Here is a 15,510-nt window from a genome sequence, read left to right as displayed (position 1 = left end):
CCGCCCGCCGCTCTGGGAGCGGCGGGCGCCGCAGCACCCCGGAGACTGGGCCCATGACCAAACACCGCGCCCTGGGCACCGGCCCCCGCCCCGCAACTCCCCCAGCACAGCCCACAGCCACCCACCGGGCCCGCCTCGCCGCCGAGCCTGCCGAGACACCGCACACGGCCGCCGAGGGGCCCGCGCTCGCTCCCCGCTCCCCCAGTCGACGGCAACTCGGCACCGGCCCGGAAGCGGGCGCGCGCTGACCGCTCGTCACCGGCCGGGGCCCGGTGCCTGCTTGAGGCGGCCCGGCGGTACTTCCCCCCGAAAAACCGGGCACCGAGCCTCACCCACGCACGCCATATCGACGCAGGCTGCCCCGACCCTAGCCCCAGACAGCGCCCAGGAGGCCCCAAGGGCCCAAGGCGAGCCTGCCAGGGCCGCTAGGCCCCCAGGAAGCCCAGACACCCCCTGGTTGTCTTTGCCCCGCAGGGGCGGGCCCGGCGCGAAGCGCCTTCAAAGGGGCCCGTGGCTATCGCGTGGTAGAGGTGTCGGCGCCCGGAACAGGCTTGCCCACAGGAACTGACCAGGAGCAACAAGCAAGATCACGGAAGGGGGGTTTACACCTGCGCTGCAACCTCCGGCACAACGGCCCATCCCCCTGTCCAGCCACCCCTGCAAGCAGCCCCCGGTACAACCCAAGATGTGCTCGAACACCTTGAGAACGACCTTCCCGGCGGTCGGCGCGCGGGCCGGACCGAGCAGACGAATCCCCAAACCCGTGATCCGAACTCCGAACACCCTCCAACCACCAGCCACACCCCGCTACAACACCCCAGGAAGTCCCAACCGTTGTGCAGCAATCCCACTCCCAGCAGCACACCAGGTCAAAGCCCCAACCCCACCCAGAAACCCAGAAAACAACAGCCCCAAGCCCCGCACCAACCCGTCCCAGAATGTGCAGCACCGCAGGTCACAACCCCGCCAACACAACCACCAACTCAAACCCACTGGGACGACACAGCCCAGCAGCGCGCAACCAGCAAGCCCGGTCCATCCCCGCCGCCCCAGACGAGTCCGAGACAACCAGCGCCCGGGCATCGCGTACGAGTCCCGCAGCCTCGACGCCGTCGGGGAGTGCGTCGGACACCGCGCGCGGGCCTCGCAGGCTTCCCCTCGCCAGACCACAGCCCGTCACCTGGCCCCGCAGGAAGCGGATGCCGTCTCAGTGCAGCTCGTCCCATAGGACGGCCTGGTACATCTTCTGCAGCGTACCCACAAGTGCCGTGTCCCGCGGATACCGGATGTCATCGATCTGGGTCACCGCGGCGATGCCCTGGGAGTTGCAGACGAAGGCTGCATCGAAGCGGTCTATGTCCGCCAACGGCACCGGTTCCTCACACCAGGCGGTTCCCGCCTGGTCCAGTTCCCGCCGCAGCAACAGCATCGTGATGCCGTCCAGGGAAGACCCTTGGGGCCATACCACCGTGCCGCCCTTCAGAAAGCCCACGTTCGTGACGGCCCCCTCGACCACCATGCCGTCCGGCCCCACCAGCAGCGCCTCGTCGAATCCTTCAGCGGCCACCCGCTTCAAGTGGTAGGCCTGGCCAAACACCCCCACGTGCTTGAGATGGGCCAAGGGACGAAGGTAGGACACACTCCGCAGACGCTGTCCAGCGAGCTCGGGCGCGGGAGGACGGACAACGACCACCGTCACCGGGAGCGGTCCTGCCTGTGGTGGATAGACGTAGATGCGCGCTGATGCGTCGGTGACTGCTGCTTCCTCCAGGGCTTGGCGAAGCCGGCCGGTGACCAGGGCACCGTCCAGCCCTTGACCAAAGAGCTCCCGGGTGGCCATGTCCAGACGGGCCAGGTGGAGGTCGAGCCCACGCACCCGGCCAGACCTGACCTGCATCGCGGTCATGTGACCGAATCCGCCCATCAACACCGTGGGCAGCGGATCCGGAGCGACGGCGCACCCGTCAACCTGGACGTACGGGAAACGATGATCATCCATGCCCGTCACCCTAAGCGATCTTGCGTATTGGGGCTGTGGCACATTCCGAGACGATCACCACACCCGCACGTCAGGGCCGCCCCGACTCCCCACGGCCAGCTCCGGGAGCATCAAGTCGATGATCCGGCGGGCCTGGAGGAGTCCACCGCCTTCGGTGCCGTCTTCGGCGACGACCAGCTGCAGCCACCGTGCGCCCTGCTCCTGGAACGCCAGTGCCGCCTGCACCGGATCGGTCCGGCCGGGCTCCAGGACATGGCCATCCCCCACCAGGTGCACGACCCAGCCACCGGCCACATGCACCGCCCGTCGATCCGCTGACGACTCGGGGTTGTCACTCCGAGGCTGCCTCCGGGCGGGCCACGACCATCACCACGTGCTCGACAGACCCGCCGTACATCTACAACAGCAACAGCCCGGCCCGCCCCCTGCCTGAACCCCAACCTCCTACGGCTATCACGTAGAAGAGGTGTCGGCGCCCGGAACAGGCTTGCCCACAAGGCCTGACCAGGAACAACAAGCAAGATCACGGAAGAGGGGTCCACACCTGCGCTGAACCCTCCGGCACAACGGCCCATCCCCCTGTCCAGCCACCCCTGCAGGCAACCCCGGGTACAACCCTCCGAAGTCCGGCTCGCACGCCTTGAGAACGACCTCCCGGGCAGTCGACTCCGGGTGTAGCTCTCCTCGTGGGACGCGTTGAGCTGTCCCTTTGGTGACGGGGGCCTGTCCAGCTCCGTGCTGCGCTCCTCCCAGTAGCAACCGCCACCGCGGCTCCCGTGGGTTCCGGTGTCATCGGTGCCTGAGCACACGGAAGTTGTTGCCGTCGGGGTCGCCCAGCAGCACGGCGCCGTCCCCGCCGTCGGCGGGGTCGAGACGCTTCGCCCCGAGGGAGAGCAGGCGCTCGACTTCCGCTTGCTGATCGCCGTCCGGCGCGAGTTCGAGGTGCAGGTCCTTGCCGGGGTCCGGCATGAGCGGCGGACCGCCCCACGTGATCTTCGTGCCGCCGTTCGGCGACTGGATGGCGGTCTCCTCGTCCTGGTCCCAGACCAGCGGCCAGCCCAGCGCCTCGTTCCAGAAGTAGCCCACGGCCTGCGAACCATCACAGGCGAGCGCTCCGAGGAAGCCGCAGCCGGCGAGGAAATTGTTGCCCGGCTCGATGACACAGAACTCGTTGCCCTCGGGATCGGCGAGCACCACATGGGATGCGTCCGGTCCCTGGCCGACGTCGGCGTGCCGCGCGCCGAGGTCGAGCGCCCTGGCCACGGTCTCCTGCTGGTCTTCCAGGGAGGAGCTGGTCAGGTCGAAGTGCAGCCGGTTCTGGGCGACCTTCTGTGCCTGGGAGGGACGGAAGCCGAGGCGGTAGCCGGCGTCACTACCGGACAGCAGGGCGACGCCGTCGTAAGAATCGTCGGCTCTCTCCCAGCCCAGGACGCCAGACCAGAAATGCGCCAGGCGCTCGGGCTGGTGCGCGTCGAAGGAAATTGCGGAGAGTCGGCTGCTCATTGCGCCACGCATCCTCGGTCCGTTGAGTGCCTGTCGGCAGCGCGTCATGTCAGCGCCTCGAGGGAGTGTAAATCTAACGGCGGATCTGACGATCATGGGAGAGACGTCAAGTGACAGATACCGCCGTGGAGTTGGAGACCGTGGAGCCTGTCGAGAGTGCCCGGTTGGGGCTGCCTGTGCTCGTGTCCGACGGGCAGCTCGTCGCGATGCTGGTGGAGCGTGCCCGGTCGGAGGGGCTGCGGCTGACCGGGGAGGGTGGTCTGTTGCAGCAGCTGACGAAGCGGGTGCTGGAGTCCGCCCTGGAGGGCGAGATCACCGGCCACGTCGGCTGTGACAAGCACGACGCGGCCGGCAGGAACAGCGGCAACAGCCGGAACGGCACCCGGGCCAAGACGATACTGACCGATGTCGGCCCGGTCGGGGTGAAGGTGCCCCGCGACACCGCCGGCGCCTTCGAGCCGCAGATCGTCCGCAAGCGGCAGCGCCGTCTGACCGGCGTGGACGAGATGGTGCTCCCGTTGTCCGCGAAGGGCCTCACGCACGGGGAGATATCGGCTCATCCGGCCGAGGTGTACGGGGCGGAGGTGTCCAGGCAGACCATCACCACGATCACGGACACGGTGATGGAGGGCATGGCGGATGGCAGGCCCGCCCGCTGGACCGCGTCTACCCCGGTCGTCTTCGTGGACGCCATCAACGGTTCGGGCCCGCGGCCACTTCCCCTCGGAGGCCGCCGCGTTGAAGTGCGTCTACATGGCACTGATGAGCCTGGACCCGACCGGCAAGGGCCGCCGCCGCTGGACGATGCGCTGGAAGGCCCCCCTGAACGCCTTCCAGATCGCCTTCGATGGCCGCCTGACCCCCACCGGCCAGCGATAACCCAACAACCAAGATCAGCCGTTAAGTTGACACACCCGCGCCACTCCTCGGTATCAGCGCCGGAATCGGCTACTTCGCGTTCTGTATCGGCGGTGCCCTCGCGATAGCCGCCATCCCACGGGCCGGACAGGGCGGCCGGGGCCAGGAGTCCGCGCTCACCGGCACCGTGCAAGCCTTCGTGCTGGCCTGCGGATTCCTCTTCGTATCCCTCTACAAGGGCTTCCTCGGCGGGGTCAACTCCCTGCTGTTCGGGAGTTTCCTGGGGATCACGACCGCCCAGATGACCGTGCTCGCCGTGGTGGGCGCGCTCGCGCTCAGCGTGCTGGCGTGCATCGGGCGGCCGCTGCTGCTCGCCTCCGTCGACCCGGACGTGGCTGTCGCGCGCGGGGTACCCGTGCGAGCCCTGGCTGTGGTCTTCCTCGTACTGCTGGGGGCCGCGACCGCCGAGGCCAGCCAGATCACCGGCATCCTCCTGGTCTTCGGTCTCCTCGTGATGCCCGCCGCGACCGCCCAACAGCTCGCCGCCCGCCCCGTCCCGAGCTTGTTCCTCTCGGTACTGATCGCGCTCGGCGTGACCTGGGCGGGTCTCATCACCGCGTACTACTCCCCGTATCCGATCGGGTTCTACGTGACGACCTTCACCTTCGCCGCCTACGCGGCCGCCCGTCTGGGCCGCATGCTCACCACGGCCGGACGCCGCCGACCACTGCCGGGAAGTGCGGCATGTGCGCCTTCTCCCACCCCTACTTCGTACACGCCCTGCTGGCCGGCACGGCGATCGCCCTGGCCGCCGGTCTCGTCGGGTACTTCCTCGTGCTACGCGCCCAGGTCTTCACTGGCGACGCCCTCAGCCACGTCGCCTTCACCGGTGCGCTCGCGGCGCTCGCGTTCGGCTACGACCTTCGGCTCGGCCTGTTCGGAGCAACCGTGCTCCTCGCGGTCGTGATCGGTGTGCTCGGCAAGCACGGCCGGGCTGACGACGTGGCCATCGGCAACGTCTTCTCCTGGATCCTGGGCCTCGGCGTCTTCTTCCTCACCCTCTACACGACGTCGCGCGGCACGGCCGACGGTACGGCGGGGGTCACCGTCCTGTTCGGCTCCATCTTCGGCCTTTCAGCGCAGCAAGCCTGGCTCGCGGCGGCCGTCTCAGCAGGGATCTGCCTGGCGGTGCTAGCGGTGGCCCGGCCCCTGCTGTTCGCCTCCGTCGACGAGGCGGTGGCCGCCGCACGTCGCGTTCCCGTACGGGCCCTGGGCATCGTCTTCCTGGTACTGGTCGGCGCCACCGCCGCCGAAGCAACCCAAGCCATCGGCTCCCTGCTGCTGCTCGGTCTCCTTGCCGCACCGGCCGGGACCGCCCAGCGCCTCACCGACCGCCCCTACCGGGCGCTCGCCCTGTCGGCGGGTCTCGCGGTGGCCGACGTCTGGGCGGGGCTCGCCCTCAGCTATGCCGTGCCTCAACTCCCGCCCAGCTTCACCATCATGGCCGTCGTCACCGCCGTCTACGTGGTGTCACTCGCCGTGGTACGGCCCCGTACGAGGGCGGTGGCAGCGGCATGGTGACCACCCCACCCGACGACGCGACCCTGATCGGCCGCCGTACGGCCCAACGCGCCACCGTGCTCAAGGCGTTGAGGGAAGCCAGTGGATTCGTCAGCGCCCGCACGCTGCACGCCACCCTCGAAACGGCGGGTTCGCACATCGGCCTGAGCACCGTCTACCGCACCCTGGCTGCCCTCGCGGCCGCCGACCGCGCCGATGTCGTACGCACGAAAGTGGGCGAGCGGCTCTGCCGGCACCGGGCCGCCGCCGAACACCGGCACCACCTGCTGTGCCGCGACTGCGGCCTGGGCATGCCCATCGACGCCGAGGACGTCGAGTCCTGGGCCGAACGCATCACGGCCGCCTCGGGGTTCGCCGAAGTCGAGCACACCTGGAACTCACCGGCATCTGCCCGGACTGCCGCGCCGGATAGCAGTCGGCACTCCTCAAAGTCGCCCCTGCCCTCCCCGTCCAGCGAGGGCCCTCCTATGGGGCGGCGGGCGGGGGCGTAAACCATCTCCGGGAGGGAAATGGATAGACCGAACGGCCGTTTGGGCGGATTTCGGTGATCACGTCCCGTTGCTGAGGCGGGGTGTTCTGCCCTGGATGAGGGGAGGAACCTCGGAGGATGGATCTCCCCTTATACCTGGAGCCGCGGTTGGAGCCCCGGCTGGCGTCGCTGCTGGGCGCCTCCGGCTTCCTCCATACGCTGGCGGGCGGGCTCGGGTCTCCGCTCAACGTGGTGCTGCCGGACCAGATCGTCGAGAATCTTGCGCATTTCCGCGCTGTGTACCGCGGGCATCATCTGGGCGGTGAGGTCTTCTTCGCGCACAAGGCGAACCGGTCGAGCGCCTTGGTGCGGCGCCTGGCGGCGAAAGGTGCCGGAGCCGGGATGGACGTGGCGTCCGTGGGTGAACTTCAGCACGCCCTCGGGGCGGGATTCACCCCTGCGCAGATCATGGCGACGGGGCCCAAGAGCCCGGAGTTCCTGTGGCTGGCGGCGCGCAGCGGAGCGGCCGTCAACGTCGACGGGCGGGGCGAGTTGGACGACCTGGCCGCCGTGGTGCGCCGGTACGGCCTGCCGCGTGTCCGCGTGCTGCTGCGGCTTTCGTCGTTCTCCTCACCCGGAGTCAGGCTGCTGACCAGGCAGAGCCGGTTCGGGACGCCGATGGGGGAACTGGACGCGCTGCTGAAGGCGGTGGAACGGCACCAGGACGCCGTGGACTTCATGGGGGTCGGCTATCACCTGGACACGACCGGCATCGCCGAGAAGGCGGTGGCACTCGAAGGCTGTGTCCTGGTGATGAACGAGTGCCGAAGCCGGGGACTCGAACCGCGGGTGATCGACGCGGGCGGGGGCTTCGGGGTCGACTACCTTGCCGACGGCGGTCAGTGGGACCAGTACACGACCGAGCTCACTCAGGCGGTGATGGGCAACCGTGAGGCCCTGACCTGGCATCGGCACGGGTACGGGCTGCGGTGCGAGGCGGGCACGCTGCGCGGCGGGCTCGCGCTGTATCCGGCACACCGGCCCGTGGCCGGGGAGCGGTATCTCGATGCACTGCTGTCCCACCCCGCTCCGTTGCTGGGCCGCACACTTGCGGCCTCGCTCCTGGAGAGCCTCTACGACCTCTACACGGAGCCCGGGCGGGCCCTGGTCGACCAGTGTGGGCTCACCCTGGCGCGGGTCCTGGAGGTGCGCCGCACCGCGGCCGGGGACCGCATGGTGCGGCTGGAGGCGAATGCCGATGACATCGGCCTGGAGGAGCACGGAGTCCTGATGGACCCGGTCGTCGTGCCGCGGGCCGGCATGCGTGACCCAGCAGCGCACGGCGAGCCGGTGGGGGTCTATCTCGCCGGCAACCTGTGCCTGGAAACCGACTTGATCACGCGGCGGATGGTGTTCCTGCCGTGCCTGCCACAGCCGGGTGACCTGTTGGGCTTCCCGAACACCGCGGGCTACTGCATGGACTTCAGCGCCGACCAGGCGCAGCACCAGCCTGTCGCGCGCAAGGTCGCCGCCTGGCAGGAGGAGGGCGCCTGGCGGTGGAGTCTGGACGAGCAGTACTGGCCGGTCATACAAGGGGAGGGCATTCATGAGGCTTGACAGCATCACCGACGCGATCGGCAACACTCCGCTCCTGCGTATCGATCCGGCCGTGCACGGCCTGCGCCGCATCGACCTGTACGCGAAGCTGGAGCTGCTGAATCCGTTCGGTTCGGTCAAGGACCGGGCCGCGTGGAACATGGTGCGGCCGGGGCTGAGCGAGGCGGCGGAGCATGGCCGTACGGTGGTGGAGCTGTCCAGCGGGAACACGGCCAAGGCCCTGGCCGTGCTGGCGGGCATGCACGGGGTGCCGTTCAAGACCGTCACCAACCGGATGCGGATCCCGGGGACCAAGGACCTGCTGCTGTTGCTGGGGGCGGAGGTCGAGGAACTGCCCGGACAGACCGAGTGCCTCGATCCGACCAACGCCGAGGATCCGCTGACCCTGTTCCACCAGACACTGACCGAGCCCGGCAGCTCGTACCTCTACACCGACCAGTACTACAACGCCCTCAACTTCCAGGCGCATGTGGCGGGCACCGGGCCGGAGATCATCAAGGATCTGGACGGCCGGGCCCCGGACTATTTCATCGCCTGCGTGGGCACCGCCGGTTCGTCCGCGGGCGTCGCCACGGTGTTGCGGGAGCACACCCCGGATGTGACGGTGGTGGGACTCGTGGCACACAAGTCGGACTTCGTACCCGGGATCCGAACCATCGACGAGGTGCAGGAGGTCGGCCTGTTCGATCCGGCCGTCTACGACACGATCGCCCCCGTCACCTCCGACGAGGCCATCGACGGCATGCTGACGCTGGCCCGGCGATGCGGCGTGCTGGCCGGCCCGACGGGCGGAGCCGCCTACTTCGGAGCCGTACGCCATCTGCGTGCCGCCGATGCCGAACTGATGCAGCGGGATCAAGGCGGTGAACAGGACCGCAGGAGCGCGGTGTTCATCGTGTGCGACCGGATCGAGGGCTACCTCGGCTATGTGCGCGAACGGCGCCCCGAGCTGCTGGGTCTCCCACAGCAGCAGAACTCTCTCACCCGCCTCTCCGACGCCGATCTCGCCTCCGCCACTGACATCGGCGTCGAGGACGCCCTGCCGTGGATCAACCGGGACCGCCCGCTCGTCGTCGACCTGCGCAGCCCTTTCGCCTACGCCGCCCTGCACATCGAGGGCTCGCTGAACATCGTCGACGAGCTGTTCGGCGAACTCGTCCGCGGCGGACTGCCGTTCAGCAAGAGCCGGCCGGTGCTGCTGGCCTGCCCGGTGGGCGAGCAGTCCGCCCGGTATGCCGCCCTGCTCTCCCGCATGGGTCATCGCGACGTGCGCAGCCTGCGGGGCGGCATCATCGCCTGGCGAGACGCGGGCGCCCCGCTGGTGAGGGAATGAGGCCGCCGTGCGCAGCACACAAGCCCCTGCCGATGCTGTGCTGGCCGAGCTGCACGAGTGGCACCTGGCCCTCCGCGCCCAGTTCCCGATCATCACCGGCCATCCGGACCTGACGTACCTGGACAGCGCGGCGACGACGCAGAAGCCGCAGGCCGTCCTCGACGCTGTCCACACCTACCTCACCACCACCAACGCCAATGCGGGTCGGGGCACTTACACCTGGGCCAACCAGACGACCGCACTCGTGCGGGAGACCGGGCAGCGGATCAAGGAGTTCCTGCACGACCCGGACCCGCAGCACTCCGGTGTGCACTTCGTGAGCGGGACCACCGAAGGGCTGCGGACCATCGCACGCGACTGGCTCGTCCCCTTCCTCGACGACGGGGACGAAATCATCGTCCCGTTCGCCGACCACCAGGCCAACATCCTGCCGTGGCTCGAAGCACGTGACCTGCTGGCCCGGCAAGGGATCCGCGTCCTGGTCCGCCCCATGCCCTACCAACCGGGCTCAGGAGACTACGACCTGGCGGCACTGGACCGACTGGTCACTGAGCGGACTCGTTTCGTCGCGGCCTCTCATGTCCACCATGTCTACGGCGGCAACATGAACATCCACCGGATCCGCCGCATCGTCAGCCCCCACGTGGCGATCTGCCTGGACGCCGCCCAGAGCGTCGGTCACCTGCCGGTGTCCACGACCGAACTCGACGTGGACTTCGCCGTCTTCTCCGGCCACAAGACCCTGGCCCTGCCCGGCTCCGGCGCCGTCTGGGCCCGCAACGCCCGCGGACCGCAGTTCGCACCCGCCGGTTGGGGCGGCAGCCCCAACACCACGGGCATCGCCAGCCTGCGGGCGGCGCTCGACTGGCTGGACGCCGCGGGGACGGACAGGATCGACCGATGGGCCCGCGCTCTGGCCGCCCGCCTCACCGACGGACTGCGCAGCTTGCCCGCCTACGAAGTCCTGGGCTGCCAGCGCAGCCTGGCCGCGGACACAGAGGTGCAACAGCGCCACGGCATCGTCACCTTCCGCCACCGCGCCATCGACTCCGGCGACCTCGGCTTCATCCTCTTCAGCCACGGATTCATGGTCCGCTCCGACAGCCACTGCCAGGGCAGTGCCGGCGAGAGGCAGGAGTCGGTGCGCGTGAGTCTGCACGTCTACAAAACCCCTCAGGAGATCGACCAACTCCTCGCTGTCCTCGCCACGTTGGAGTGAAATACGCGAATGGAAACTGTTTCCACCTGTAGGGTCGGAGCGATCCGGAAGACTGAGTGCGAGACGGCAGAGGTGGCGCGGCCGGATGGGGCTGAGCATGGCGACGGCCGAGCAGTGGGTACGGCGCTGGGAGGTCCAGCAGCAGCGGTACGCACTCGACCGTGAGGACCGGTTCACCGTGATCGCCGATGTGGTCGAGCACGTCACAACAGGCCAGCCCCGGCCCCTTGTCGCCGACCTCGGGTGCGGCCCAGGATCACTGGCCGCGCGGCTGGCCCGGCGACTCCCGCACGCGGACATCGTGGCCGTGGACATCGACCCGCTGCTCCTGGAACTAGGCAGGACCCACTACGCGACCGCCGCCCGCTTCGTCCGCACAGCGATGGGCACGGACGGCTGGATCGAGGAACTGGAGCTGGGCGGCCCACTGGACGCGGTGGTCTCCACCACCGCGCTGCACTGCCTCGGCACGGACGCGCTGAACCGCACGTACACCGACATCGCCGCGGTAATGCGTCCAGGCGGAGTACTCGTCAACAGTGACCGGCTTCGTGCGGTCGGCGGCAGAATCTCGGAGATCACCCTGCACGTGGGTCGCCGCCGGGATGAACGGTGCCGACTGTCCACGGATGAGGACTGGGAGTCCTGGTGGACGGCGGCGGAAGACGAGCCCGAACTGGCTGATCTCCTCAGCCCCCGCTCCATGCGTCACCCGTCCCGTATCCCTGACAACGCTCTCACCCTGGCCGACCATGTCGGCCTGCTCCGGGATGCGGGGTTCCAGGACGTGGCACCGGTCTGGCAGTTCGGCAGCGATTACATCATCGTCGCGATCCGATAACTGCCCGGCTCCTCCGTAGCCGCACCGGCCACCCGTCGGGGGCAGTCAGCACCCGACGACGGCGCTCAGTGATCGTCCCAGTGGCCCTCGTGATCAGCATGGCGGTGGCCGTCGTGGATGTAGTCGACGTGGTCGGCATGCGGCACTGCGACGTGTCCACAGCCCGGCCGGTGCTGGTGGTCGTGGTGCTGGTGCACGGTGTGACCGGCGGGTTCGCACTCGTCGGCATGCCCGTCGTGAACGCGGTGCAGATGACCGTCGTGCGCATAGTCGACGTGGTCGGCATGAGGCACGGCAACATGGCCGCAACCACTGCCGTGCTCATGGGTGTGCCCGGTGTGCGGGACGTGAATGGCGGTCGCCATGTGGACTCCCTCGCGTGTGTTCTTCTCCGGCTTCCCCCGTGAGTCCGAGTCTCCTCTCGGCGGGGCACGGATGCACGCCTGGCCTGGCGAGTCGGCCGGAATCACACCATGCCCTCGCGCCCCATCCGTAGGTGATCGATGTGACGGACGGCCTCGTCCCGGAGCTGGGCAACGTGGGTGTCGAGCTGGCTGTACACGCCCCGGCGGCCAGCCTCAATGGCCGGCAGACGGCGAGCCGCGGGCCCGCAGCAGGCGCAGCTGGTGGGAGACCGCGACTGTTCCATCCCGACCGCGGCGGCGAGCTCCGTGACCGGAGGCGAGCCACGCCGGATACCCACCGGCCGGTGGGCGCGACGGCGAGTACCAGGTGCGAGCCGAGATAGGGGTGGGTGACGACCGGCCGCGCGGTGTGCCGCTCGTGGCAGCGCACAGCACCGTACGCGGCGACGGCCAGGCGCCGCCCCTCACGCATCCAGGCGAGGTCGGTGACGGTGGAGGCAGCGGGCCCCGTGGCCCACAACTCCTCACCGTCCGCGGCGAGTACGAGAGCGCGGCGGCCGGAGGCGACGGCGACCCGCTTGTGGTTCGCCCAGACGGCCGTCGACGACCAGGCGCCGGTCTCGTACAGCGCCGAACGCCCGTCCACGCGCCGCCAGGAAGCTCCAGGGCGCCGGCCTCGGCGCCCGCCTCACAAACGCGAACCGTGCCTCCGGCCCCGGCGACGGCCACCAGGGCCTGAGCGCGACGGGCGCGTCGTCGATGACGGCCTACCGGGCGGTGGTCAGCGCATGGTCGGAGACGGTGAAGCTCACGCGGCCTCTCCCGCCATGGCCAGGCACGCGGAGAAGCCGCGCTCCAGGGCCGCCCGGTCGAGGTTCCGGCCGATGAAGACGAGGCGGTTGCGGCGCGGTTCGCCGTCCCGCCAGTCCCGCCCGAACTCGCTGTCCAGGAGCATGTGCACGCCCTGGTACACGTACTGCTTGGGCGCGCCCGCGATGGCGAGGATGCCCTTGGAGCGGAAGATGTCGACGCCCTTGGTACGGAGCAGTTCGCCCAGCCACCGCTCGAGGCGGTCCTCGTCGAGCTCGCCGGGCAGATCGATGCCGACCGAGGTGACCGTGGTGTCGTGCTGGTGCTCGGTGTCGGTGAGGAACGACGGGTGGTCGGCGAGCACCCGTTCCAGGTCGAACGCGCCCACGTCCAGGACGTCTTGGAGGTCGATCCGGGCGCGCCGGGCCGGGATGATGCGTACGGGGTGGTTGACGGCGCGGATGCGCCTGACGACGTCGATGATGGTCGCGTCGTCAGCCAGGTCGGTCTTGTTGAGCACGATCCGGTCGGCGAAGGCGATCTGCTCGACGGCCTCATTCCCCACCCCCTCGGGCTTGGCCTCGTCCAGGTGCTGGCGCACGTGGGCGGCGTCGACCAGGGTGACGATCGCGTCCAGGCGCAGCTGGGCGGCGATCTCGTCGTCCATGAAGAAGGTCTGCGCCACTGGCGCGGGGTCGGCCAGGCCGGTCGTCTCGATGAAGATGTGGTCGAACTTCTCCCGCCGGCGCATCAACGCGCCGAGGATACGGATGAGATCGCCGCGCACGGTGCAGCAGATGCAGCCGTTGTTCATCTCGAAGATCTCTTCTTCGGCGTCGAGGACGAGGGCGTCGTCGACGCCGACCTCGCCGAACTCGTTCTCGATGACGGCGATCCGCAGCCCGTGCTGCTCGGTGAGAACGTGGTTGAGCAGGGTCGTCTTGCCCGAGCCGAGGAATCCGGTCAGGACGGTGACGGGCACCCTCTCATCGCGGGGCTGCGGTGCGGTGGTCATGGGTGGTGGGCTCCTTCTTGCGGCGCGCCGAGCAGGGCAGCACGCAGATCGTCCTCGGTGACCTGCCCGGCTGGGCGGTGGAGGGTCCAGCGGCGACCCGGGCCGTCCATGGGGAACACGGCCACGACTGTCTCCAGCGGCGGGCAGCCCGACTCGGTGCAGCCGAGCTGGCGGATCATGACGGCGGTGTCCTCGTCGAGGTCGAGAAGACGACGCACGGTCTCCTTCAATTCGTCCAACTGCGGACCAGGGAGGGGCCCTTCCGGTCGTCCGGAGCGGAATCCGAGCGGCATGACGGCGGTTCTCCTTCGTTGCGGGGAGCGGCGCCCGGACGGGAGCTCATCGCCTCACCCGCGGGGTGTCGTGGCCAATGAGCGAGCGGGCGAGCGTGGTGTGGGCTGCCGTCGGCAGCGCGTCAGGCGCTGCCGACGGCCGGTGGCGGGCTCGTACGGCTCCTCGGCCGGTACTCATGGACGCCAATTCCCGAGTACCGCCGGGATCCGTGCGGCCCCACCGTCTACGGGCATACTTCCTCGGGCCCTGTCGGCTCACGAGGGGATGGAGCGCCGGTGCTCGCCGCACGGCGCACCGGCCGGGCGAGAGCCGAGCGTTCCTCCTGCCGGCGCCGGGTCAGTCGACAGCAGACCGCGGCAGGGAGCATCTGGTCTGCGGCTGTGCCCGCTCTCGCCTCACCCCTCCGGATGGAGCAGCCCGCGCTCGTACGCCTTCATCAGGCGCTGCGGCACCAGGTACACGGAGCCGTCCACGGTGAAGGGGGCCAGCTGAGGCGTGGTTGCCTTCCACTGGGCACGGCGGTGGCGGGTGTTGGAGCGGGACATCTTCCGCTTGGGAACAGCCATGGGGAGAGACCTCCATCGTCGGTACGCGAAGGATACGCTAAATGAAAATGGATGCCATTAGCAATAGGGCCTCATCGGCAGACCTGCCGGGGTTGAGCAGGTCCTGCGGTCCAAGGTGACGCGCCCGGGCGCGGACGGTCTGCGCCAGCGCAGGGGCGACCGTCATCAGCCAAGGCGCGAAGTCCTGTCTGTTTTTTCCTCTGCCCGTCAGGGGCGCGAGTCGTGAGCACCTTTCGGGCAGCCAGGGGCGGGGACCTGTCCGCGCACACCGCAACTCTGCGGCGGAGCGATGCCCTGCCGTCCGGGGCAGGGCAGTTACACCTTCACGCTCAAGCTCGGCTGAAGTTCAGGGCCGCGCGCTGTCGCGATAGGGGTTCCTGGGCTGCGCGATGCGCTCGATTTTGATGGCGTCAAGCGCCGGTGCTTTCGCGGCGGGCCGCCAGGTTCCGGTGACAGTGACCCAGCTGTCGGCGGGCGGGGCCACGATCCCGTGCACCTCGACCTTCAGCACCCGGGCATCCGCCGCACAGCAGCTGACCACGACCCGGCTGAGCTGCCAGGCGGTGGCGTTGCCCGGGGCGACGAATCCGGTGAGGCGGACCGTGCGGCCCTTAAGCGATCCCTTCTCGTCCCAGACGGCCCGGCTAGTGAAGTCGCTCAGCGACAGCGGAAGCGGGCTCAGCTTGGGCAGCGGAGCGAACGTGGTGCGCCGGGCGACCGCTCCGGATCCGTCCCGGGCGACGGTGTACGAGCCGAGGGCGGGCGGCGCGAACAGCAGCAGCATGACCGCGGGCAACGCCAGCAGCCAGGCCGTCTTGGGACCGGCTGCGGAATGCGCATGCCCGTGACCGTCTTTGTCGTGCCCGTGAGGCTCCCGGGTTCGTAGGGCCGCGAGGAAGCCCAGCACGACGAGCACCACACCCGACGCGATCAGCAGGGGCCGCAGCCCTTCCTTCACGTACCGCAGGTACAGATCGCTCAGCAGGCTGATCCTCAGCAGGGCGCAGCCGACGAGGCCGAGCAGCACGGCAGGCAGCATC

At 69.3% G+C, this 15,510-nt stretch carries 15 protein-coding genes and 2 pseudogenes; 9 read left to right on the top strand and 8 right to left on the bottom strand.

Annotation, left to right across the window (positions count from 1 at the left end; translation table 11 throughout):
* Positions 1–53: 53 nt before the first annotated feature.
* Positions 54–248: a hypothetical protein gene (locus IE206_RS29080; RefSeq protein ID WP_189967216.1), complete on the top strand. Its 195-nt coding sequence runs from the start codon at positions 54–56 to the stop codon at positions 246–248.
* A 959-nt stretch (positions 249–1,207) separates the two neighbouring features.
* On the opposite strand, the gene IE206_RS29075 is transcribed toward IE206_RS29080, so the two are convergent.
* The 3 genes from IE206_RS29075 to IE206_RS29065 all read right to left on the bottom strand — a co-directional run bounded on the left by IE206_RS29075 (position 1,208) and on the right by IE206_RS29065 (position 3,502).
* A complete protein-coding gene (locus IE206_RS29075; RefSeq protein WP_189967214.1) occupies positions 1,208–1,999 on the bottom strand; it encodes an aminotransferase class IV in 792 nt (263 codons plus the stop codon).
* A gap of 54 nt (positions 2,000–2,053) precedes the next feature.
* Positions 2,054–2,299, bottom strand: coding sequence for a hypothetical protein (locus tag IE206_RS29070; RefSeq protein ID WP_189967212.1), 246 nt, complete (start codon positions 2,297–2,299; stop codon positions 2,054–2,056).
* Positions 2,300–2,788: 489 nt separating this feature from the next.
* Entirely contained in the window at positions 2,789–3,502 is a 714-nt protein-coding gene (locus IE206_RS29065) for a VOC family protein (protein WP_189967210.1), read from the bottom strand.
* A gap of 206 nt (positions 3,503–3,708) precedes the next feature.
* Between IE206_RS29065 and IE206_RS29060 the strand changes: the two are divergent.
* The 8 genes and pseudogenes from IE206_RS29060 to IE206_RS29030 form a co-directional block, all read left to right on the top strand.
* A pseudogene (locus tag IE206_RS29060) lies at positions 3,709–4,197 on the top strand (transposase); the annotation flags it as partial.
* A 236-nt stretch (positions 4,198–4,433) separates the two neighbouring features.
* Positions 4,434–4,976 (top strand): annotated as a pseudogene (locus IE206_RS42670) (metal ABC transporter permease); the annotation flags it as partial.
* A 128-nt stretch (positions 4,977–5,104) separates the two neighbouring features.
* Positions 5,105–5,941: a metal ABC transporter permease gene (locus tag IE206_RS42665; RefSeq protein ID WP_229853245.1), complete on the top strand. Its 837-nt coding sequence runs from the start codon at positions 5,105–5,107 to the stop codon at positions 5,939–5,941.
* Positions 5,935–6,432 carry a Fur family transcriptional regulator gene (locus IE206_RS29050; protein WP_229853244.1) on the top strand — a complete coding sequence of 166 codons (498 nt, stop codon included), beginning with the start codon at positions 5,935–5,937 and terminating at the stop codon, positions 6,430–6,432. Before IE206_RS42665 ends, IE206_RS29050 begins: the two co-directional genes overlap by 7 nt.
* A 116-nt stretch (positions 6,433–6,548) precedes the next feature.
* The gene (locus IE206_RS29045; RefSeq protein ID WP_189967208.1) at positions 6,549–8,027 is read left to right on the top strand and encodes a type III PLP-dependent enzyme domain-containing protein; all 1,479 of its coding nucleotides are present in this window, start codon (positions 6,549–6,551) and stop codon (positions 8,025–8,027) included.
* Entirely contained in the window at positions 8,017–9,360 is a 1,344-nt protein-coding gene (locus IE206_RS29040) for a pyridoxal-phosphate dependent enzyme (RefSeq protein ID WP_189967206.1), read from the top strand. The genes IE206_RS29045 and IE206_RS29040 overlap by 11 nt, the downstream gene beginning before the upstream one ends.
* A 7-nt stretch (positions 9,361–9,367) precedes the next feature.
* The gene (locus tag IE206_RS29035; RefSeq protein WP_189967204.1) at positions 9,368–10,579 is read left to right on the top strand and encodes an aminotransferase class V-fold PLP-dependent enzyme; all 1,212 of its coding nucleotides are present in this window, start codon (positions 9,368–9,370) and stop codon (positions 10,577–10,579) included.
* A gap of 85 nt (positions 10,580–10,664) precedes the next feature.
* The gene (locus IE206_RS29030; RefSeq protein WP_189967202.1) at positions 10,665–11,420 is read left to right on the top strand and encodes a class I SAM-dependent methyltransferase; all 756 of its coding nucleotides are present in this window, start codon (positions 10,665–10,667) and stop codon (positions 11,418–11,420) included.
* A gap of 65 nt (positions 11,421–11,485) precedes the next feature.
* On the opposite strand, the gene IE206_RS42660 is transcribed toward IE206_RS29030, so the two are convergent.
* The 5 genes from IE206_RS42660 to IE206_RS29005 form a co-directional block, all read right to left on the bottom strand.
* On the bottom strand, positions 11,486–11,785 hold the full coding sequence (locus IE206_RS42660) for a hypothetical protein (protein ID WP_229853243.1): 300 nt from the start codon (positions 11,783–11,785) through the stop codon (positions 11,486–11,488).
* Positions 11,786–12,593: 808 nt separating this feature from the next.
* Positions 12,594–13,610, bottom strand: coding sequence for a CobW family GTP-binding protein (locus tag IE206_RS29020; RefSeq protein ID WP_189967198.1), 1,017 nt, complete (start codon positions 13,608–13,610; stop codon positions 12,594–12,596).
* Positions 13,607–13,828 (bottom strand): hypothetical protein, encoded by a 222-nt coding sequence (locus tag IE206_RS29015; protein WP_229853242.1) that lies wholly within the window; start codon positions 13,826–13,828, stop codon positions 13,607–13,609. Before IE206_RS29015 ends, IE206_RS29020 begins: the two co-directional genes overlap by 4 nt.
* Before the next feature lie 471 nt (positions 13,829–14,299).
* Positions 14,300–14,470, bottom strand: a complete 171-nt coding sequence (gene rpmF / locus IE206_RS29010) for a 50S ribosomal protein L32 (protein ID WP_189967194.1) — start codon at positions 14,468–14,470, stop codon at positions 14,300–14,302.
* A gap of 346 nt (positions 14,471–14,816) precedes the next feature.
* Entirely contained in the window at positions 14,817–15,509 is a 693-nt protein-coding gene (locus tag IE206_RS29005) for a TIGR03943 family putative permease subunit (protein ID WP_308433958.1), read from the bottom strand.
* Position 15,510: the final 1 nt, after the last annotated feature.

It is taken from the genome of Streptomyces violascens, assembly GCF_014649955.1.
Taxonomy (GTDB): Bacteria; Actinomycetota; Actinomycetes; order Streptomycetales; family Streptomycetaceae; genus Streptomyces; species Streptomyces violascens.
The sequence above is the reverse complement of the archived record's forward strand: the minus strand, read 5'-3'. Positions and strand labels throughout refer to the sequence as shown.